At 60.0% G+C, this 20,573-nt stretch carries 14 protein-coding genes, 1 tRNA gene and 1 pseudogene; 7 read left to right on the plus strand and 9 right to left on the minus strand.

Annotation, left to right across the window (positions count from 1 at the left end; genetic code table 11):
- Positions 1–407 precede the first annotated feature (407 nt).
- Both EJC49_RS06275 and EJC49_RS25945 read left to right on the plus strand, forming a co-directional pair.
- A tRNA-Thr gene (locus tag EJC49_RS06275) sits at positions 408–483 on the plus strand.
- Between the two features lie 146 nt (positions 484–629).
- On the plus strand, positions 630–1,133 hold the full coding sequence (locus EJC49_RS25945) for a hypothetical protein (RefSeq protein WP_210211758.1): 504 nt from the start codon (positions 630–632) through the stop codon (positions 1,131–1,133).
- Here the strand turns inward: EJC49_RS25945 and EJC49_RS26260 are convergent.
- Positions 1,041–1,997: pseudogene (locus EJC49_RS26260) on the minus strand (recombinase family protein); the annotation flags it as partial. The gene EJC49_RS25945 and the pseudogene EJC49_RS26260 sit on opposite strands and share 93 nt — an antisense overlap.
- A 1,764-nt stretch (positions 1,998–3,761) precedes the next feature.
- Between EJC49_RS26260 and EJC49_RS06295 the strand changes: the two are divergent.
- The 4 genes from EJC49_RS06295 to EJC49_RS06310 all read left to right on the plus strand — a co-directional run bounded on the left by EJC49_RS06295 (position 3,762) and on the right by EJC49_RS06310 (position 10,240).
- Entirely contained in the window at positions 3,762–4,169 is a 408-nt protein-coding gene (locus EJC49_RS06295; RefSeq protein WP_126698614.1) for a toxin-antitoxin system TumE family protein, read from the plus strand.
- Complete coding sequence (locus tag EJC49_RS06300; protein WP_126698615.1) at positions 4,166–4,543, plus strand: HVO_A0114 family putative DNA-binding protein; 378 nt, start codon at positions 4,166–4,168, stop codon at positions 4,541–4,543. Before EJC49_RS06295 ends, EJC49_RS06300 begins: the two co-directional genes overlap by 4 nt.
- Positions 4,544–4,958: 415 nt before the next feature.
- A complete protein-coding gene (locus EJC49_RS06305; protein WP_126698616.1) occupies positions 4,959–9,296 on the plus strand; it encodes an NACHT domain-containing protein in 4,338 nt (1,445 codons plus the stop codon).
- Positions 9,297–9,298: 2 nt separating this feature from the next.
- The gene (locus EJC49_RS06310; protein WP_126698617.1) at positions 9,299–10,240 is read left to right on the plus strand and encodes a DUF3800 domain-containing protein; all 942 of its coding nucleotides are present in this window, start codon (positions 9,299–9,301) and stop codon (positions 10,238–10,240) included.
- A 197-nt stretch (positions 10,241–10,437) separates the two neighbouring features.
- On the opposite strand, the gene EJC49_RS06315 is transcribed toward EJC49_RS06310, so the two are convergent.
- From EJC49_RS06315 to leuC, 8 genes are all read right to left on the minus strand, one after another.
- A complete protein-coding gene (locus EJC49_RS06315) occupies positions 10,438–11,844 on the minus strand; it encodes a type IV secretory system conjugative DNA transfer family protein (RefSeq protein WP_245453295.1) in 1,407 nt (468 codons plus the stop codon).
- Positions 11,841–12,071, minus strand: a complete 231-nt coding sequence (locus EJC49_RS06320; protein WP_126698619.1) for a hypothetical protein — start codon at positions 12,069–12,071, stop codon at positions 11,841–11,843. The genes EJC49_RS06315 and EJC49_RS06320 overlap by 4 nt, the downstream gene beginning before the upstream one ends.
- Positions 12,068–12,610, minus strand: coding sequence for a hypothetical protein (locus EJC49_RS06325; protein WP_126698620.1), 543 nt, complete (start codon positions 12,608–12,610; stop codon positions 12,068–12,070). Before EJC49_RS06325 ends, EJC49_RS06320 begins: the two co-directional genes overlap by 4 nt.
- Positions 12,611–12,628: 18 nt before the next feature.
- Positions 12,629–13,903, minus strand: a complete 1,275-nt coding sequence (locus EJC49_RS06330) for a relaxase/mobilization nuclease domain-containing protein (protein ID WP_126698621.1) — start codon at positions 13,901–13,903, stop codon at positions 12,629–12,631.
- Positions 13,900–14,337, minus strand: coding sequence for a plasmid mobilization relaxosome protein MobC (mobC, locus tag EJC49_RS06335; RefSeq protein WP_126698622.1), 438 nt, complete (start codon positions 14,335–14,337; stop codon positions 13,900–13,902). Before mobC ends, EJC49_RS06330 begins: the two co-directional genes overlap by 4 nt.
- A 168-nt stretch (positions 14,338–14,505) precedes the next feature.
- A complete protein-coding gene (locus EJC49_RS06340; protein WP_245453296.1) occupies positions 14,506–15,579 on the minus strand; it encodes a Fic family protein in 1,074 nt (357 codons plus the stop codon).
- A gap of 703 nt (positions 15,580–16,282) precedes the next feature.
- Positions 16,283–16,936: a 3-isopropylmalate dehydratase small subunit gene (gene leuD / locus EJC49_RS06345; RefSeq protein WP_126698623.1), complete on the minus strand. Its 654-nt coding sequence runs from the start codon at positions 16,934–16,936 to the stop codon at positions 16,283–16,285.
- A 2-nt stretch (positions 16,937–16,938) separates the two neighbouring features.
- A complete protein-coding gene (gene leuC, locus EJC49_RS06350; protein WP_126698624.1) occupies positions 16,939–18,345 on the minus strand; it encodes a 3-isopropylmalate dehydratase large subunit in 1,407 nt (468 codons plus the stop codon).
- A 168-nt stretch (positions 18,346–18,513) separates the two neighbouring features.
- Here leuC and EJC49_RS06355 point away from each other — a divergent pair, with 168 nt between their 5' ends.
- Complete coding sequence (locus EJC49_RS06355; RefSeq protein ID WP_126698625.1) at positions 18,514–20,571, plus strand: hydantoinase/oxoprolinase family protein; 2,058 nt, start codon at positions 18,514–18,516, stop codon at positions 20,569–20,571.
- Positions 20,572–20,573 lie beyond the last annotated feature (2 nt).

Below are 20,573 nucleotides of genomic sequence, written 5' to 3' on the forward strand. Positions count from 1 at the left end.
TCGGGAGTTCATCCGGGCACAAACTCAATAGCCGACTGTCCGGTCAAATAGGGGCAACTCCACCCCGGCAGCAAGCCACGCGCGGCGACGCGCTACCCCCTCAGCATCGCGAGCCGCGACCCCCTCCGCTTCGTCATCCCGCAACGACGTTCGAGCGAAGCGGGGAAGGTCGTATGCGGGATCCATGCCTCGCCGTCGATGCAGCCGATCCAGGGCGGGTCGGCCCCCCAGGCGGCCCCGCTCTCCCTCGTCCCGTCCGTCGCCGCCTCCTGATCCTCCCCTGCGAAGCGGGGGAGGGGGACCACGCGAAGCGTGGTGGAGGGGGCGCTGCCGGGTGAACCGCCGAAGGCGATCGAGCGGACGTCACCCCTTTACTGCCGCGCCAATTATGCTAACGGAACGCCGATGCCCTTGTAGCTCAGCTGGTAGAGCAGCGGTTTTGTAAACCGAAGGTCGCGGGTTCGATTCCTGCCGGGGGCACCATCAAACTTTGCCATGGTTCCCATGTGTCCCAACATCTTGAACGGCATTGATATTTGCGCGGTTCGATAGCCCTCGCCGCGAGCATAGGGAAGTTTGTCTGCGAACACTAGTTTGAGCACCGCACGGCGATCTTCGATACGTGGTGAATGCCAAAGTTTACAAGGGTTTGCGAGGAAATCGAACGCGGTTCGATAAGTTTCGCCGAAGCTTTTTCGCGGAACGCCCGCGCGGGAGATTTTCTCCTGCATCAGCGCCTTTTGCATTTCCAGTTCCTTGATGCGCTTCTCGTAGGCACGGATCACGGAATCGCTCGACGCGTCGACGATGCGATCCAAAAGCTGTCCGACTTTCCGCTCGACTTCCTTGATCTCTTTGGCCAGCGACGCGCCTTGCGTGCGCGCGCTCGCCAACTTCGAATCCCACTGATCGCGGAACATTTCGAAAGCGAGATGGAACAAGCCTTCCGTCGGCTTCAGCGCGGCCAGGAGAATTTCAAACTCGCCTTCGATCTTTTCTTTCCGCACCGACTTGCGAGATTCCGGACAGCCGCGCGTGTCGCACAGATAGTAAGGATAGCGCGCGCTACGCCCTTTCGACCAACAGGCGGTCAAAGGCTCGTTGCAGCACGCACAGGTGACAAAGCCCCTTAGCGGGAAATCGTCCGTCAAATCTTTTCGCGCTGGCACCTTGGGAACACCGTAGCGGCGTTCCTGGATCGCCTGCCAGGTGGCGAGGCTGATCAAAGGCTCGTGCTTGCCGGGGATGAGACGCAGGCCCCAATCCTCATAGGTAATGTGCCCCGCATATACGGAACGGTCGAACATTTCGGCGACACGTTCGAAATGGACTTCGTTGTTGCTGTTGCGCGGATAGGCGGGCTGGCTTTCGAGGAACCGCTTCACTTCGGTCAAGGTTTCGAAGCGTCCGGTCGCGTAGCCATTCATCGCTTCGGCGACGATTGACGCCAGCGGCTCATCGCGCATCAGAAGCTTACCGTGACCGGTTACACGCTCGAAGCGGTAGCCCATCGGAGCCTTCGTCACCCAATAGCCGCCCATGGCGCGGGCGCGCATGCGGTTCTTCGTCTGCTCCGCGTTCTTCTGGCGCTGATGCTGAGAAACCGAGGCGAGCAAATTCTCGACCAGGATGGAGTCGGAATCTTCGCCGAACTCAATCGAGGGGCTTTCGAGCTTGCCACCGGCTTCGCGAAGAATATCGCGCAAATCCCAATGGCCGCGAATGTCGCGCGCGAAGCGGCTGATATCATCGATGATGACGATGCAGCCTTCGGAGCGAAGCTTCTTGAGATGCTTGATCATCGACGTGAAGGCTGGCCGCGAGGTGCTTCCGCCCGACACGTCTTCGGAGAATACCTGATCGACGACGTAACCCTTGAACTCCGCATACTCCCGGCAGCGCGCTTCCTGGCTGCGCAGTCCATCACCTTCGCGCACCTGCTTCGCGCCGGACACGCGGCAATAGATCAAGGATTTTTGTCGTTTCGCGGGGTTCATGATTCAGCGCTTCTCTTTCCGGCGTTCCCTGCCAGCGCGCCTTTTGAACGCGGACGTCAGGGTTCTGTCTCCTGATTGGTTGTGATCCACGGAGGATATCACAGGCAGGAGTCCGCCTTCATCAGAAAGCTGATTTTCATCCCCATTCTTACGGCAGAGCTGCGCCGCGTCGTCGCCGAAAGCGCGATCCACGAAACTGCCCGTGATCTGCCAAAGCGCGAACACGAGTTCCGCCTTTTGTGCGTCAGACAGGTCAAGATGATCGGGATGACGGCGATATTTAGCGAAGACATGTTCCGGTCCACGCAGAATATCAACATCCGCACGAGGGAGGACCGTAAATCTATCCGTTGTATTGTTCTGCACTTTCGGCCTCCTTTCTACTTCGCTTCGGGCGCGAGATACTTGGAGGATATGGAACAAAAAGCGAACATACAAGTTTTATTAGGAACTTAATCCCGTATAAGATCAAGTTTGCAACAATGTTGCGCGCCCATTACACATATGATGGGCAACTGGTCGAGTTATGTCAAGAGCGTATATACGTTCTGGCTATGACGGCTTTAGAGCCATTCGAATAGCCGCCTCGATAAAGGATGTACGATCAACATCCAGCTCCTGGCATTTCGCCGTCACCTCTTCGATTAGGTCCGGAGGAAGCGTTACGGCGACCTGCTTTCGCGTGCGGTTCACGGGAGCGCTCGACGGAAGATCGGGGCGCGGCCTTTCGAATGCTTTTCGCAACTTTCGCCCTTTCGGAGAGTATTTTTCTAGTGGAATTCCCAACTCTTGCTCATGATTATTATTTTTTGATTCGCGCAATTCTTCTTTTGCTTTAAGTATTTCTTCTATCGTTTCCTCAAGCGGAATTCCAGCATATAATCTTCTTAATTTCTCGCCCTTTGGGTTCGATATGTTCGGTTCTGAGGGGGCGGGTTTCTCGTTCGGCCATAGGACCCTTCGAACTTTTTTTGGCCCTGAGCCGGAGCGGCCCCTCGCAGAGCGTAGTTTCTTGCCCTCGGGGTCCTCGCCTTGGCGTACCGCTCTGCGCATTTCCATTGGAGGCAATTGGTTTGGACTGTTGCCGCCCGTTCTATGCGGACCCGAGCGGTTCATAGGGTCTTTTGGGGGTTTCAACGCTTGTCTCTCCGATCAGGGCCATATCATACCGTCGTGAGGGTTCGGCAACCAGACCCTTTTGAGATGGCAACCAGCCGAAGGTAATGTCAGGGCAAAAATCGCTGATCGCAAGATGTGCGGGGTAGTACCCGCAATCTTGGCAAGGGGGCCGCTGCGCGCCCCCGTTGCATCCCCCAGGCGCTGGCGTGATCATCGGCATCGAGCCTCATCACACCATTGAAACGTCCGCCGTTTCATCGCGATCAGGAAGGGGCGTTCCTGCCCCTCCCGATACCCACCCAGACCAACGCTTTCGCCGCTGGACCCACGACCATCGTGATTGCCGATGGAGCGCAACCATGGGCGCTTGTCGCCCTTGGAGCCCCACCATGCTTTCGTGCATGGAGACGACCAGGAGCGTTCCAGCCCCTTGGAGCCCTGACCAACCGTGCCGATTGGATGCGCTGGCTGGGGCTTCTGCCCCAACGCCGCTGCAAGGGTCGCGGGCTCCCGAGGCTCGGCTTTGCCTGCGCCCGCCGCTTCCTCCCTTGCAGCTCTGCCCCCGAACCTCGCCGGTTGGGCAGGGGTCAGGGACCCAAAGCCCAATTTTCTTGACATCGCTATCATATCATGTGAGGATATGATATGACGGAAGCCGGATCGGAATACACGCTTGAATACCTGTTGGCCTTTGATGGCCGCGAACATCACTACCCCGATGGGTACTTTGTGAAGTTCGAAATCAAGCGGATCGATCCGACCCCAGAACGTCCCCACGGCCTGCGCTATTCGTTTACGTTGCACGGCCCGGAAGGGACGCGGCTGATTGGCTTCGACAATGCCCATCCGGTCGCCCCTGTGGGCGGACGATACAAGAAGAAGCCGGAGACGGCGGACCACTGGCATCGGACCGAGAGCGACCTTGGGAGGCCATATCGCTTCGTGAGTGCCGAGCAGTTGGTCGATGATTTTTTCGACGAGGTTGAGCGCGTGCTCACACATCACGGAATTGAACTGGTCGTCATTGCGACGACGGAAAGGAAGACATCATGAGCGAGTACAAAATCCAGGGCCATAAGGACCTACGGGCAGAAATGAAGGCCGTGGCACGCGGCGAGAAGCCAGCGCCCGCCGACGCCGGAAAGGCAAGCTTTGAATCGGCGGAGGTACTTCTCCGACTGCTAACCCCGGAGAACCGCGACCTGTTGCGGATCATCCGTGACGAGCGTCCACAATCCGTCGCTGACCTTGCCCGTTTGTCCAAGCGTGCCGAGCCCAATCTCTTGCGCACACTTGGAAAGCTGGAGGCGTTCGGATTAATCGAAATGCAGTCCGAAGGCCGCCGCCGCGTACCTGTGTCGCGGGTGCGGAAGCTATCGGTCGAGATCGATCTGTTTTCGCAGAATGATCGGTTTGAGGTGGCTTAGAGGGGTCGTAGTCCGCTCGCCCCGCCAAGGATACCAACGCCACGTGTATCGACGAATATGGGGTTTCTCACCATCTTCAATCCCACGCCGTACCCTTCAACACTGTAGCGTCGCTCCATTTACCGAATATTTCAGCTCTACATAGAGCCTTGAAAGTACCAACGTCCATAAGGTGTTCCAGAATTTATTTCTAACTCACGATGTGTGAAATATATACGATACAAACAAGGATGGAATCTGAGCGTATGATCATTTTGCTTTACAAGCGCGCCAGAGCATCCACGGCGCGTTTGCGTCGAGCAAAGTACGGCCCGTCAGAAAAATCTTGCTTCAATCACGTCGCCCGTTGTTTGTTCTTCTCTTGTTCCGTTGCTCGTGGTAGTCATGGATCACCCTATACCCCAACTGGAATCAGATGACCGAAAGCGACTCAGAATACCAATTTATAGAGCTGAACCGTACATTTCACGAGCTTTCCAAGTACGCCAACGAGGATGATGAGCTCGACCTAAGTCATGCATTTCATGTTGGTGAGCGGCTTTCTTGGTCGGACTTAATTGAGCGGTACCGGGTCATAATCCTATCCGAAGCCGGTTCGGGAAAAACTGCTGAAATTCGTAGTATTGCCCTCGCTCTACGAGCCCAGAGAAAGTCAGCATTTTTCATTCGTCTGGAACATGTGCCTAATGATTTTGAGGACGGATTTGAGGTCGGGACGTTTGTGGAGTTCGAGTCCTGGCTAGCATCGAATGATGAGGGCTGGCTTCTTCTGGATTCTGTCGACGAGGCTCGTTTGCGCAATCCGGGAGACTTCGCGCTTGCAATCAAGAAGCTGGGAAGACGGATCGCCACAGCCAAGGATCGCACGCACATCGTTGTCACGGGACGAACCAATGCGTGGCGCCCCAAGACCGACCTTGCGCTTTGCATCACTCATCTGCCTTTCACGCCTGCCACGAAGAGAGCTAAGAATGACGAGGACTCCGATACCGCCGATACGATTGAGGACGCTGTTGAGACTTCGGATGGACCGGCAGAAAAGTCCCAGTCCGTTTTCAAGATCGTCACGTTGGATGACCTTTCTCGCTCTCAGATCGAGGCATTTGCAAATGCCCGCGGCATCATGGACACCAAAGCCTTCATCGAGGCCATAGAGCGCGCTGATGCATGGTCCTTCACGTCAAGACCACAGGATTTGATGGAGCTCACGGAGTTCTGGCTTGATCAGGGCCGCATCGGAAGCCGCCTGGAAATCATGCGCAACAGCATCTCCAGGCGCCTCCAGGAGAGAGATCAAGAGCGCGTCGACGTATACCCCCTAGCGCCTCAGAGAGCTCTGCAGGGAGCAAGGCTGATAGCTGCAGCCACCACCTTGGCCCAGGACTCGACTATCCGAGTTCCAGATGGAGCCGAAAATTCGAAAGGCATTGCTCTCCACGACGTGCTTCCTGATTGGGACGACAGAGAGCGCTCGACGCTGCTGTCCCGCCCCATATTCGACGAAGCAATCTATGGAACTGTGCGCTTCCATCATCGGTCCGTCCGCGAGTACCTCGCGGCCGAATGGTTCGCTGATCTGCTTAGCCGGGAAACCTCGCGCCGAAAAATAGAAGCCCTCTTCTTCACCAATCAGTACGGGCTGGAAATCATCGTACCCACGCTTCGCCCGATCTTGCCCTGGCTCGCTATCCTCGATCCCAAAATCAGAGAGAGGGTACGAAAAGTCGCCCCTGAGGTGGTCTTTGAAGGGGGCGATCCGAGTCAGCTACCATTGGAAACCCGAAGGCTCATTCTACATGAAGTCTGCGAACAACTGGCGAGCGGAACATCAGGCCGCTCGATGACCGACTATGCGGCTGTACAACGCTTCTCCAATCCCGATCTGACGGACGATGTGCGTGGCCTTCTGGCCAAGTATGCGACCGATGACGAACTGAAAGCTTTTCTACTCCGAATGGTCTGGCTGGGCCAACTCTCCGGTGTATTGTCCGAGGCAAAGCAGATCGGGCTTTCACCTTCCGCCTCACAGTACACACGCATTACCGCGTTTAGAGCAGTTTGGGCAGTTGGGTCCGAGCAGGATCACGAAGAGATCCGCAACAGTTTTCTCGCAGAAGCGGCAGAACTGGATCGCGACTGGCTTGCCGAATTGACGAAAGAAACTGCTCCGACACAGGACACGATCAGGTGGCTGCTCGGGTGTCTGGGCAAAACGAAAGAGAAAGAGCGGTACAGCGTCGATCACCTTTCCGACGCTGTGAGCACCTTCGTTCACGCCGCCGGCCTCGATCAACTGCCCGAGTTGCTTATCGGCTTTGACCAATTTCTCAACACACCCCCAGTGATCGAGAGACGTTTTTGCGAGATATCGCAGAAATTTACTTGGCTGATGACGCCCGCATCCCAGGCGGCCGAGCGTCTCATCGAGGCCCGTCACTCAGCGTCGCTACAACCCGCCGTGCTGGCCGTCCTCGACAAGTTCGGAATGGGACGTCACTATCTCGATAGCGAACTCAACGATGTGAAAACGAAATTTTCTACGCTCGTGCCCGCGTGGCCCGAGTTGAACAGAGCGCTGTTTTGGTACGAGATTGCACTCGCGAGACAGCGGAGCAACGATAAAGGTAAAACACGCCTGACCGATTTCTGGTCGGTCTCCGTAATGGAGCCGCTATGGCGCTTTGGCGCAGAGGATTTCGACTACACGTCCGAGCAAATTACGGCTCAGTCCTTTCAGGACGACAAGCTCGTCGCGCTGTCGTTGGCTTTTAGACTCTACATCACAAACGACCGGCCGCGTTTGTGGCGCGAAACGCTCAAGCGACTTGTCTCCGGCAACACGGAGTTGTCGGATGAACTGAACAAACTCCTCAATCCGCCAGCACAGGAAAAGAACGCCCGCGCATGGAAACGCCAGGAAGCGCAGGGGAAGAGACGCTCGGAGGAAAGAAAGCGAAAAGAGCAGAAGAACTTAGCTGACTCAAAAAAATATCTGAGCGAAAATCTCGACAAATTGCGGGACCCCAGTTTGTCGAAACCTGGCTATGTCTTCAACGGCCTAAACTACCTCCACGACCGGATGCGCCGTGACAGTGATCGCTCTGGTCGGTGGACCCATGGCAACTGGAGAAACTTGGAAGCCGAGTTCGGCAAGGATATCGCGCAAGCGTTCCGAGACGGAATTGTTGCTTATTGGCGGCGTGAGAGACCGACTATTCGTTCGGAAGGCGCACCAGAAAACTCGACACCAACGTCGGTAATTCTGGGCTTGGCCGGACTCGAAATCGAAGCGCAGGAGACGCCAAATTGGGCGCAAAGCCTCAGCGAAGCAGACATCGAACTCGCCTGCCGATATGCCTCGTTCGAATTGAACGGTTTCCCAACCTGGTTTCCCAAGCTCTTCGAGGCGCATATGAGCATCGTCACTGATTTCCTTCTTCAGGAAATTCGCTTCGACATATCAAGAGCGACACCGGAAAAGGAGGACCATTACGTCCTAAGTGACGTTAGCTGGTCCGGTGAATGGAGCTGGGCCACCCTCGGCCCGCACATCGCTAAACTAATGAATGAATCCGAGCCTGCGAACGCAGCCACGTTGGGCAAGCTCCTCAAGATTTTGCAGGGATCGGCACTGTCCGACGAGGAAATAGCCGCGCTAGCGGCGCAGAAAGTCCGGTCGGTACACACCCCGCAGCATGTAGCCCACTGGTACGCCGTATGGGTAGGCGTTGATCCTGAAGCCGCAATTCCCGACCTTGCAGCCTTTTTTGAAGAATTGCCGCAGGGCGAGGCGCGAACAGAATTCGCGATGAGCTTTGTGACAAACCTATGGGGCGGCCGCAGAAGCGCAGCCAGCACTAGGGCCAGATATCAAACACCCCGACATTTGAAGACTCTCTACCTGCTGATGCATGGTCATATCCGGCGAAGCGAGGACATCGATCGCGCCGGCAAGGGCGTCTATTCACCAGGGTTGCGTGACAATGCTCAGGACTCAAGGAACGGGCTATTTGATCTGCTGAACAAGATTCCCGGAAAGGAAGCCTTCCTGGCCCTGCAAGAAATATCGCAATCACACCCGGAGGTGGAATCCCGTCCATGGTTCGCCCACTTGGCAAAGGTGAAGGCCGAGCAGGACTCGGACATCGCCCCGTGGATGCCTGCACAGGTCCGCGACTTCCATGACAAGCTGGAACGAACTCCGGCCAACCACCGAGAACTGGCGGAGCTGGCGGTGATGCGGTTCCTCGATTTGAAAGATGACCTTGAGAAGGGGGACAGCAGCATCGCGGCAATACTCAAAGCAGGTGCGACGCTTGAATCCGATATGCGGAAATACATCGGGCGTGAGCTTCGTGAAAAGGCGTACGCTCGCTATTCCGTCCCGCAAGAGGAGGAGTTTGCAGATGCCAAGAAACCTGACATCAGATTCCACGGGATGATGGGATTTGATGCGCCCGTGCCGGCCGAATTGAAGCTGGCCGACAAATGGACTGGCCCCGAACTTTTCGAGCGGTTGGAGAACCAGCTTTGCGGCGACTATCTGCGTGACAACAGGTCGGCACGCGGCATTTTCGTTCTGGTGCGCACGGGCGAAAAGGCTGGCTGGGATGTTCCGGGTGGAGCCAACCGGGTCAACTTTGAAGGACTGATTGCAGCACTCCAGAATCGTTGGGAAGAAATTGCGCAGGAATTTCCGGGCGTAGATGAGATCACGGTCATCGGCATAGACCTTCTAAAGAGAGCTGCGTAGATATGTGGGGAAGACGAAGTCCTGTCCTCCTTCAGGCGTTCTGCGACGACTCAGCCAGTGACAAGGGAGACAAGCGGCTCTTCATGGCCGGCTATCTCAACCGAGCCGATAAATGGGAGCTCTTTTCCGAGGCATGGCGCGAGGAGCTACAGGCGCAGCCCTCGATCGCGTACCTACGAATGGTGGAGGCGAACAACCTGCGCGGTGAGTTCAGAGGATGGACAAAGGAGGCCCGCGATCAGAAGCTGAAAGGTTTTGCGCGCGTCATCAACCATTTCGAGCCGCTGTCCTTCCAGTTCACGATCAATCGCGGCGAACATCTTCGTGTTCTTACACCCGTCTCGCCTCGCGGTTTGGGAAGTCCGCACTTCACCTGCTGCTTTAGCGTAATTTCCGGCGTTGCGCGCTACGTCGCAGAAACCAAAGCCAAGACTCGAATCGAATATTTTTTTGACGAACAAGACGGCGTAAGCGCAGACATGTCCCTATTGTTCCACCAGATGAAGCGAAACATCCCGCGCAGCGCCCGAAATCTTATCAGTGGCACGCCTGCCTTTGAGAACGACAAACTGCTGCCGCCGCTTCAAGCAGCGGACATGCTGGTTTGGCATTTACGCCGGGAACATGAAAACCGAACATCCCCTGACGATATTCTCCCGATGGCTGACCTGCTGAGGAATCCGAAAGGACATTTGGAATCCCATATCGATGATGCCCAGCTCTCCAAATGGGCCGAGCATCATGCAAAGCAGGAAGGGGTTCAGTTCTTAAAGAGCAAAGGGCAATGGCAGGAATTCAGACGAGACCTGGTGCGTTTTGCCGAGGCGGGAGCAATCCCGCCAACAGGCAGCCGGATCACACATCTCCTCTTTAGATTGCGAATTCACTTCTTGGGCAAGCTGGCCCGGCGGAACTCAAGAAAGCGTGGCCGCCCTCGTTCCTGAACCCGAACCGATTGGCTGTTACCGCTTCCCTTCCCGTTTTTGCATTCGCTCGCGCCCAACATAGTGCACGCAATTGACATCGCTTGCGTAGAAAGGGGCTTTGCAACGGCGCGGTTCCCGACGCTCCGCGCTTCGCTTGTGCGCCCGCCGCGCTGATCCTTGTCACCGCCATCCCATTCTCACCGAAGGGCAAGGGTTCAGGTGAACTTAACCCTGTCTAAAAGCGCAGAAGGCACGGGTCTTTTTGTCAGCCACACATATTTGTCGGGCTTCTCACGCACATCGCGCAAGTAGCCGCTCATTTCTGGCCTCTCCCAAAAATTCGGAACATCCACCACGAAGAACCCGTGATCGCGGGATTCAAGCAATGCCTGTTCACCGCCCGTCGCCGCGCGAATGTCCTCGACCTGGAGAAGCGGGCGCGATTGTTCGGATAGATTGTCGCCCGACCCGTTCACCTGGTTCTGGTTCACGTTGAAGCCGCGCACCATGACCGAGGTCTTGCCCGATCGATGCTCGATTTCCCGGAGCGTCTCGTTGTCAGGCAAGCCGCGATAGAGCGTGTGCGCGACGGCCTTCTTCCAGATGCGCGCCGTTTCACGCCCATACCGGTTTTCGATCTGCGCTGCGGCGTTCTGGAACACGCCGAGGAAATTGATCCCGCCCTCACGAAATAGGGTGAGGATTTCGAAGAAGTTCGAGACGTAGAGCTGCCCCCATTCTTCCCCGACGACCAGCGCACGAAGCGGACCGTGCGCGTCGGCGAAGCGCTCGATGATCGCCGCCGTCATCGCACCGACGAAGGTGCGGCTGGAATCGCTGCGCGCCGACCCGATGATGAAAAGCGCGGTGCGTTCATGCTTCATATCGGCAGGATCGAATGTGTTCCGATCCGTGATCTCTCGCCCCGCCGATCCAGGCTGAAAGCCTTGCAGCCGTTCCGTGATGGTGGAGGAATACGCGTTCCATTGATCCGTGGAAGCCGTCAGGCTCGCGATCATCCGGCTCATGCCGGATTCTTCCTGCATCCGGTTGTCGCTGGCCCAGACCAGAAGATCGTCCGAGATTTCGGATGAGTCCCGCCCGAAGAAGTCCCACAGGCCGCCGACCGTGCAGGGCCAGCGCGGGTCCGGATAGAGCGCCGTGGTCCGGTAGTAGTGCGCGAAAGCGGTTCGCACGCCCTGGCCGATCCATTTGTGACTCGGATTCGGATCGACCGGGACCAGATAGCTCGCGGCATCATAGGCCGCTTCCCAGACGAGCGACCGCAGTTCTGGACGGGACGCGATTTCGAGCAGGCGGGAATTGATATTGTAGCACTCTGACGGATAGCCGTAGAGGCGACCGGCATTGATGAAGCGAACGGTGTAGCCCTCCCGCTCCAGCGTCTTCCAGGACGCCCAGGCAAGCTCCGCGTCCTTCGGGTCGGTGATGATCTTCGAGAGATGCGCGGTTCGTGGTGACACCAGATTGACGCCGAGGAAGCGGGTGAACTTTCCTTTTCCGGCTTGCGCGTCGATGGCGACGGGCTCCGTCCCCTCATAGATAAGAGGACGGCCATCGACGAAGCCGAGCTCAATTCCGCGCTTCAAGGGACGGTTCACAGAAGCCCCGATTCTTCGAGGCTTTTCGGATCGTTCAGCTTCGAGTGCCCGAGCGATCCGCTAGGGTTCGCAGCCAGCATCGCCCGCATTTGCGCGGTTGCCATTTGATCGGCCCGCGCGCGGGCGATGCGCGCTTGCGCCGCATCCTCCCACGCGAGGCGCTGTTGGGCGTTCGATTCCAGCATCCAGAAGAACTGGTAGATTTCGACGAGGGTCCGGACGTTCATCGATGATATACCGGCTTTGAGGGATCGGGCCTCCAGGCACATCCGGAACACTTGTCGTTCTCCACTTCCGGCGCTTCGTCGTCCCACGTCGCATAATTGAATTCTCTCGTCACCGGCTTGGGCAGTGATGGCGGCGGCGGCGGAGTGTATGTCACGGCCTCCGGCTCTGCGTTCGTTTGGGGTTGGTCGTGATGCACCGCCACGAGCATGGAAACGAAAGAATAGCCGCCCGTCACAAGGTAGAACCACCACTCATCCGGGATAACAAATTCGAACATAAGCCCACAGAAAACCGCGAACATGGGAACCATGAACGCACCGAATAGACCGCTCATGACGAAGAGGCGCGCCTCTGAGGGGTATATGACGCCCCCGAATATTTTGAGCGGACGAAACCACGCAATCAGGCTGAGCAGCGTGAATACAGCGGCAATGAAGCACACCACCGCATAGACCGCGATAGCCAGGAACATTAAACCGGCTCCGATGAAGGCGAGCCCTACGACTGCACCAGAATTCTGATCGTTGTTCGAGGACATAGGAATTCTCCTTTCAAACTATCTTTGCAGTTTCAGAGGCGCGCTCAGCGTCCGCTTGCTTTCCACATTGCGGGCGTGAGTGCGGGTGAAGGTCAGGAAGCGTCCGACTTCGCGGCGAAGCTCGCGGAGCTTCGTCGCCTGATTGCTTCGCAGTTCCTTGATCTGGGTTTGCAGGGCGCGCCGCTGATCCATCTGGCGTTCGACCAGCGATTGACGTTCGCCAGCCTGCCGATTGCGAGAGCGTTCGGCTTCCGCCTCGTTCTGGCGCCTCACTTCCTGATACTTGCCCGTGATCTTGTGCCAGAAGCCACGAAGGCCGGTCGGAAGACGCGCCGCGCGCTCCCGCGTCTCGCTCTCGAATTCCCGTTTCTGACGCGCAGCCAGTTGCAGCCGCTCGTCGCGCTGGCGCTGCACCAGGTCGGCGCGCGCGAGATCGAGTTTCGCCTTGTGCTTCTGGAAGGAAACATTCGCGTCGTGGATGTGCCGCTGCATCGAGGGTGCCAGCCGCTTCGCGATGGATTGCTTCGCGCCATCGACGCTGCCAAGCGTCGCCGGATCGCCAAGCCGCGCGGAAAGCTCCTTCGCCTTGAGGCCGAGGCAGCGGGAGAGCGAATGAACCTCGCCCGCATGATCCACCACGACGAAACCGCGCCGATCGCCGCGCGAGAGCGCCAGCGCATGCTCGCCAAGGCCTCGTTCGAACGCGGCCTTGCTATCGGAACGCGCCCAACAATCCCCGATTATCTGCTTGATCCAGCGCGGGTCCTGCTGGAGGCGCTTCGCCTGCTGCCATTCGGCAAGCGTGAAGTTGGTGACGTCGCGATCGCCGGACGCAATTAGCCCGCGCGGCATTTTCCAGCCGTGTTCGAGGTAGAGTTCGCGCGACAGGCCCGTCAGCTTCGTCTTGAAGAACGACATTTGCCGCGCGGTCATCGTTTCGGGATCGATGCGCGACCAGACGCAATGCGCGTGTCTTCGTCCTTCCTTTTCATGGAAGACGATGGCGCGGGGCTGCCCTTCCAGTCCGAGCTTCTCTTCCGCCTTGTCGATGGCGCGCTCGAATGCATCGACCGGAACATGCTCGCCTTCCGGCGGGCTGAAGCTGACAGAGAACAGAAATTGGCGGCACTTCGTCCCGAGACTGATCGCTTCGGATTCCTTGAACGCGCCTTTCAAGTTGTCGGACGTGAAGCCGCGCAGTTCATGCAGCTCGACATGCTCATTCTCGTCGGTGCGCATGAGATGGACCGCGAGATTCTGTCCGCCGCCGCGTTGTGAGGCTTTGATGATCATGGCGCGCGCTCCGGTTTAAGACCGAGCGCGGTCATGAGCAGATCGCGGATTTCGCGGACCTCGCGAAACGCGGCCAGAAGCTCTTCTTCGACTTCCGGCGTTAGCGGGAGCGATCCCGTATTCGCGAGGCGGGCGAGTTGATTGAGATTGTTCGCGAGGCGCGACTTGCCGAGAAGGCCCAGCGCCTGGGAGAGCGCCTTTCGGTCCTCGATGGCAAGACCGGTGCGCCGCATGCGGATTGGCATGCTGGCGGGTCCGTCGCCGAGTATTTTCGCTTTGATGTAAGCGCCGAGGGGAGCGCCCGCAGCCTCCATAGCTAAGCGGGCGCGTTCGTCCGGGGACAGACGGATGCTAAAAGGCGCGGCCCGTTTACGGGACGACTGGCGATAATCCGCCTTCGAGGCGGATTGATTGAAGGTGGCGCTGGCGGACATCGCGGCGCACCTTCAGAGCGAAGGCGACTTTGGCCGCGAAAGGGACGTATCCCTTAAAATGCTCTCCCATTCGGCCAAACATTCAAAAACCGGTTCGACATCCTCCCGAGGAAGCGCACCAGAAATCACGTCAGTATAAGGTTTGCAGGCAGATAAGCCCGATACTCATCATCTGGCCCATTCGTCGCCCGTCGAGACGCGATACCATGTGCCTTTCCCGGTTCCGTGCTGCGTCAGGTGCCCTGCATCGACCAGTCTGGCGAGGTGCTTTTTGACGGTGTTGCGGTTCGCGCCGGTCAGATTGACGATGTCGCCGTTTGTTATCCGGCCGCGCTCCTTGGCCGTTTCGATGATCCGGAGCGAGAGTTCCGGCAGCGTGCCTGCGATGATTCTCTCTGTCTCGATCTTCTTCTCGAGTCGGCGCTTTTGGCTCTGGAGCGCACGCAGGAAGTAGACGATCCAGGGTTGCCAGTTGGGCTTCGCGCCGCGGATCGTCCTCTGCGTTTGACGAAGAGCGAGATAATAACCCTCCTTGCTGTTCTCGATCACGCTTTCGAGTGATGAGTACGGGACGTAGGCATAGCCGGCGCGAAGCAGGAGCAGCGTGGTAAGAATACGCGAGAGCCTGCCATTGCCATCCTGGAAGGGATGAATTTCAAGGAACACCACCGCGAAAATCGCGGCGACCAGAAGCGGGTGGAGGCTTGCTTCGCTCAAGGCGCTTCGCGTCCAGGCGACGAGTTCCTGCATTTTTCGCGGCGTATCGAACGGCGTGGCGGTTTCGAATACGACCGCGATCTCCTTGCCGTCGGCATCGAACGCGCTGACGTTGTTGGGCAGTGTCTTGTACGCGCCACGGTGCCGTTCATCCTTGCTGCTGAAGGCAAGCAGGTCACGGTGAAGCTGGGTGATGTGGTTCTCGGTGAGGTCGATGGCATCGAAAAGTGCGAAGACCATTTCCATGACCTGTGCGTAGCCAGCCACCTCCTGCTCGTCGCGAGAGCCGAATGTCTTGACGTCGAGATTGGAGAGCAGACGCTCGACGTCCGCGTCGGTCAGCCTGCTTCCTTCGATGCGCGTCGACGACCCGATGCTCTCGATGGTGGCGACGCGGCGCAGCGCCGACAAGCGTTCGGGTGCGAGTGTTCCCAGCGCCCGCCATGCGCCCTTGAACTCGTCGATTTCGGCGACGAGGGCGAGAATTTCCGGGGTGATCTCCAGGGTATCGGTGACAACGGACACACCCGAATATGTACCCATAAATATCCAAAAAGGCAAGATTTACGAACGAAGGCCCATAAAACGACCCATAAAGACCCAAATATCGCCCACGACCGGCGCGACCGACGCGGTTGGTCAGGCTCTCGTAAACCGGATCACTGGCCCTAGCTGCCGCGGCGTCCATTCCTGCCGGGGGGTGCCAAAGCACCAGGTCAATACGAAGCCATTTGACGCAACGGGTTCTGCATTCCAGTTTGTACGGGATTCCGGCATCTGTCGGTGCGACGTCCCTCACGCTGACGGTGATCTCATGAAAATCGTCCTTCTTTCCGCTCCATTTTTCGCGGTAGCCATCGGCAACTGGTGGGTAAGCCGTGGGTCTCCGGCCGAAACCTGGCTTCCTGCTTCGGTCCTGCTCCTGCTCCTTGGCACTGGACTTCTGGCGAATCGGAAATGGACGGAAGCAGGGATTTTCGGGGCGGGACTATTCTCCGCGACGGCGTGGGCGTCGATCGTCGCTCTGCAAATATGGGACGGAGACTGGCCATATCCGTCGCTTCTGGAAACCGGGATCTCACTCGTTCCGGGACTGGCCTACTTGCTGTTCTGGTTCTCGATGTGGCGATTGGTCAGATCTCATTTCGCCAAGTCGAACAGCATTGAAGCGAGAGGGTAGGGGCTAGCCGCATGCTCGGCCATTCCTAGGAACGGAGTCCGATCCCCGTCAGCGCAACTCCTCGCCCACATCGTCGAAGAACGTCAGCTGCTCGCGCGTCAGGTGCAGCCACGGGTTCTGCTCGCGCTGCCGGGCCTCGAAGGCCGCGATGTCGGCCTGGTCGTCGGCCAGGATCAGGCCGATCTCGTCCAGCCCCTCGATCAGCGTCCGCTTGCGGTGCGGGTCGATGTCGAAGGCGATCGCGCGGCCGTCCGAAAACCGGATTTCCTGCGCCTCGAGGTCGATCGTCAGCGGCAGCGCCTGTTCGGCCTTGGCCATCACGTCGGCATGCTCCGCCTCGCCGAGCACGATCGGCAGCACGCCGTTCTTGAAGCAGTTGGAAAAGAAGATCTCGCCGAAGCTCGGCGCGATCACGCAGCGAAAGCCGAAATCGGCCAGCGCCCACACCGCCTGCTCGCGGCTCGAGCCGGTGCCGAAGGCGCGGCCGGTGACGAGGATGCGCGCTTCGTTCCAGGGCGGCGTGTCGAGCACGAAGCGCGGCCCGTCGCCGTCGCGGTTGACGCGCCGTTCGTTGAACAGCTGCTCGCCCAGGCCCTTCTTGTCGGGCAGAAGCAGGAAGCGCGCCGGAAAGATCACGTCCGTGTCGAGATGCGTCTCGGGCAGGGGCGCGGCGACGCTGGTGAGCGTGGTGAACTTTTCCATGGTCAATTCCCCAGGTCGCGAACGTCGGCTAGGCGGCCGGCCACGGCCGCCGCCGCCGCCATTTCCGGGCTCATGAGATGGGTGCGGCCGCCCTTGCCCTGCCGCCCCTCGAAATTGCGGTTGGAGGTGGAGGCGCAGCGCTCGCCCGCTTCCAGCCGGTCGTCGTTCATCGCCACGCACATCGAGCAGCCCGAGGCGCGCCACTCGAAGCCGGCGTCGCGGAAGACGCGGTCGAGACCTTCCGCCTCCGCCTGGAGGCGCACGCCGGCCGAGCCCGGCACGACGATGGCGTGCACGGTCGGCGCGACGTGGCGGCCCGACAGCACGCTGGCGGCGCGGCGCAGGTCCTCGATCCGGCCATTGGTGCAGGAGCCGATGAACACCTTGTCGATGGCGATGTCGCGAAGCGGCATGCCGGGCGTCAGCCCCATGTAGTCGAGGCTCTTCTGCAGGCGGGTCCGCCGGGCCGGGTCCGTCTCGGCGGCCGGGTCCGGCACGGCGCCCGTCACCGGCAGCGTCTCTTCCGGGGTCGTGCCCCACGAGACGTGCGGCGCGATCGCCGCCACGTCGAGCTCGACCTCCGTGTCGAAAACGGCGTCGGCGTCGCTGGCCAGCGACCGCCATTCCGCCACGGCGCGGTCCCACATCGCGCCGGCAGGCGCCAGCGGGCGGCCCTTCACATAGGCGAAGGTCGTCTCGTCGGGTGCGACCATGCCCACCCGGCTGCCGGCCTCGATCGACATGTTGCAGAGCGTCATGCGCGATTCCATCGACAGCGCGGCGATGGCCGGCCCGGCATATTCGATGGCGTGGCCGAAGCCGCCGCCGGTGCCAATTTTCGCGATCAGCGCCAGGATGATGTCCTTGACGGTGACGCCGGGGCCGGGCGCGCCGGACAGCCAGACGCGCATGCGCTTCTGCTTGGTCTGGCGGATGGTCTGCGTGGCGAACACCGTCTCGCATTCGCTGGCGCCGATGCCGAACGCGATCGCCCCGAAGGCGCCGTGCGTGCAGGTGTGGCTGTCGCCGCAGACCAGCGTGGCGCCCGGCAGGGTGAAGCCCAGCTCCGGTCCGATCACGTGCACGATTCCGTGCCGGCGGTCGTTCATCGGGATGTAGGGCACGCCGAACGCCTTGGCATTGTCGACCAGGCGCGAGACCTGCCGCGCCGCCAGGCCGTCCGGCAACGGCTGGTTGCGCAGGCGCGTCGGCACGGCATGGTCGGCCACCGCCACATGCGCGTCCGGACGGCGCAGCCGCCGGCCCATCTCCTTCAGCCCGTCGAAGGCCTGCGGACTGGAGACCTCCTGCACCAGGTGCCGGTCGACGTAGAGCAGCGTCGAGCCGTCGTCGTAGGTCTTCACCGCGTGGCTGTCCCACACCTTGTCGTAGAGCGTTCGTCCGGTCATGTGCCGCTGGTGTCCTGTCGGTGGCGGGGTGCGGAATGCCGCAGGCGCGGCCCGCGGATTCGATTTCCTTCCCCCTTGCGAATGTCGTCAATGCCAATCTATGCTGCGATGAATACGCATTCAAGAGATGTCTCGCAAGGCATCGGTTTCGAACGGAAAGGGAGTTGCATGAGACTGGGAGTCGACGTTGGGGGGACCTTCACGGACCTTTTGCTGCACGACGAGACCACGCAGCGAACCTGGCAGGCCAAGACACCGTCCACGCCCGAGGACCAATCGATCGGCGTCGCCGCCGGCGTCAGGCTGATCTGCGAGAAGGCGGGCATTTCGCCGTCCGATCTGGCTCTGGTGCTGCATGGCACCACCGTGGCGACCAACGCCGTCCTGGAAGGGAAGGGTGCCCGCGTCGGCCTTCTCGTCACCGAAGGCTTCGAATACACGCTGCACCTGGCCAAGTCCTGGACCCCCGGCCCGCTGTTCGGCTGGATCGTGATGGACAAGCCCGACCCGCTGGCCTCGCTCGCCGACACCCGCGGCATTCCCGAGCGCATGAACGCCCGCGGCGAAGTGGTGCGCGAACTCGACGTCGAGACGGCGACGGCGCTGATCGACGACCTGTGCGGTTCCGGCATCGAGGCGCTGACCATCTCGCTCATGCATTCCTATGCAAACCCGGCGCACGAGCGCGCCCTGCTCGACATCGTCGCCAGCCGCTGGCCCGACATCCCAGTCTCGCTCTCGTCCGACATCCTGCCGGAGTTCCGCGAGTATGACCGCACCATCACCACGGTGATGAACGACTACGTGCGCCCGATCATGAAGCGCTATCTGTCGCGCATCGAGGATCGCCTCGAGCAGGAGAAGGTCGCGGCCAAGTTGCACATCGTCCGCTCCGACGGCGGCTTGATGAGCGCGCAGGCCGCTTCGGACCGGCCGGTCCACACGGTGCTCTCCGGCCCGGCCGGCGGCGTCACCTCGACGGTGATGATCGCGCGCCGCACCGGGCTGAGCAAACTTCTCGCCTTCGACATGGGCGGCACCTCCACCGACGTGTCGGTGATCATCGACGGCGAGCCCACCATCTCGCGCTCGACCGAGGTGGGCTATTTTCCCGCCAAGGTGCCGACCCTCGACGTCCGCTCCGTCGGCGCCGGCGGCGGTTCCATCGCCGAAGTCTCCGATCTCACCAAGTCGCTGCGCGTCGGACCGCGTTCGGCCGGCGCCCGCCCGGGGCCGGTCTCCTATGGGCGCGGCGGCACCGAGCCGGCGGTCAGCGACGCCAACGTCGTGCTCGGCTACCTGCCGCCGGTCCTGCTGGGCGGCGACATGACCCTCGACGTCGAGGGCGCGCGCAAGGCCGTGTCGAAGATCGGCGAGGCGATCGGCCTGTCGGTCGAGGACGCCGCCAAAGGCATTCTCGACATCGCCAACGAGGTCATGCTCGGCGCGCTGCGCGTCATCACCGTGCAGCGCGGGCTCGATCCGCGCGATTTCGGCATGGTCGCCTTCGGCGGCGCCGGTCCGCTGCATGCCAATGCGCTGGCCGAGCTCCTGGGCTGCTACCCCGTCGTCGTGCCGGCCAATCCGGGCGTGCTGTCGGCGCTCGGCTTCCTCGAGGCCGAGTTCAAGAACGAGTTCGTGCAGACCTTCATCCGCTCGACCAGGGGCATCGACGCCGGCGCCGTGTGGTCGCGCTTCAAGGAGCTGCGCGCGAAGGCGGTCGCCTGGCTCGACGAGCAGGAGGTGGAGGCGGCCGATCGCGGCATCAGCTATTCGCTCGACCTGCGCTACGAGCAGCAGGGCTTCGAGGTCAGCGTCGACGTCCCGGCCGACCTGGTCGACGGCGGCGGCGCGCTCGACGGCGTGCTCGACACGTTCCACACCGTGCACGAGCGGCTCTACGGCGTGCGCTTCCACGTGCCGGTCGAACTCGTGGCGCTGCGCGTGGTCGCCACGGGGGCCACGCCGCCGGTGGACGAGCATCCGCCGGTCGTCGCCAATGCCGATCCGAAGGACGCGGTGATGGAGACGCACCCGGCCTATTTCGATGGCGCCTGGAGCGACATCCCGCATATCGACCGCAACAAGCTGTCCGTCGGCGCGCGCGTCGAGGGACCGGCGATCATCCGCCAGTACGACACCACGACCGTGCTCCTGCCGCGGCACTATGCCGAGGTCGACGTCCACGGCAACCTGCTGATCTGGCCCGTTTCGAAGGGGAATTGAAA

It is taken from the genome of Aquibium carbonis (assembly GCF_003970795.1).
In the GTDB taxonomy this organism is placed as follows: domain Bacteria; phylum Pseudomonadota; class Alphaproteobacteria; order Rhizobiales; family Rhizobiaceae; genus Aquibium; species Aquibium carbonis.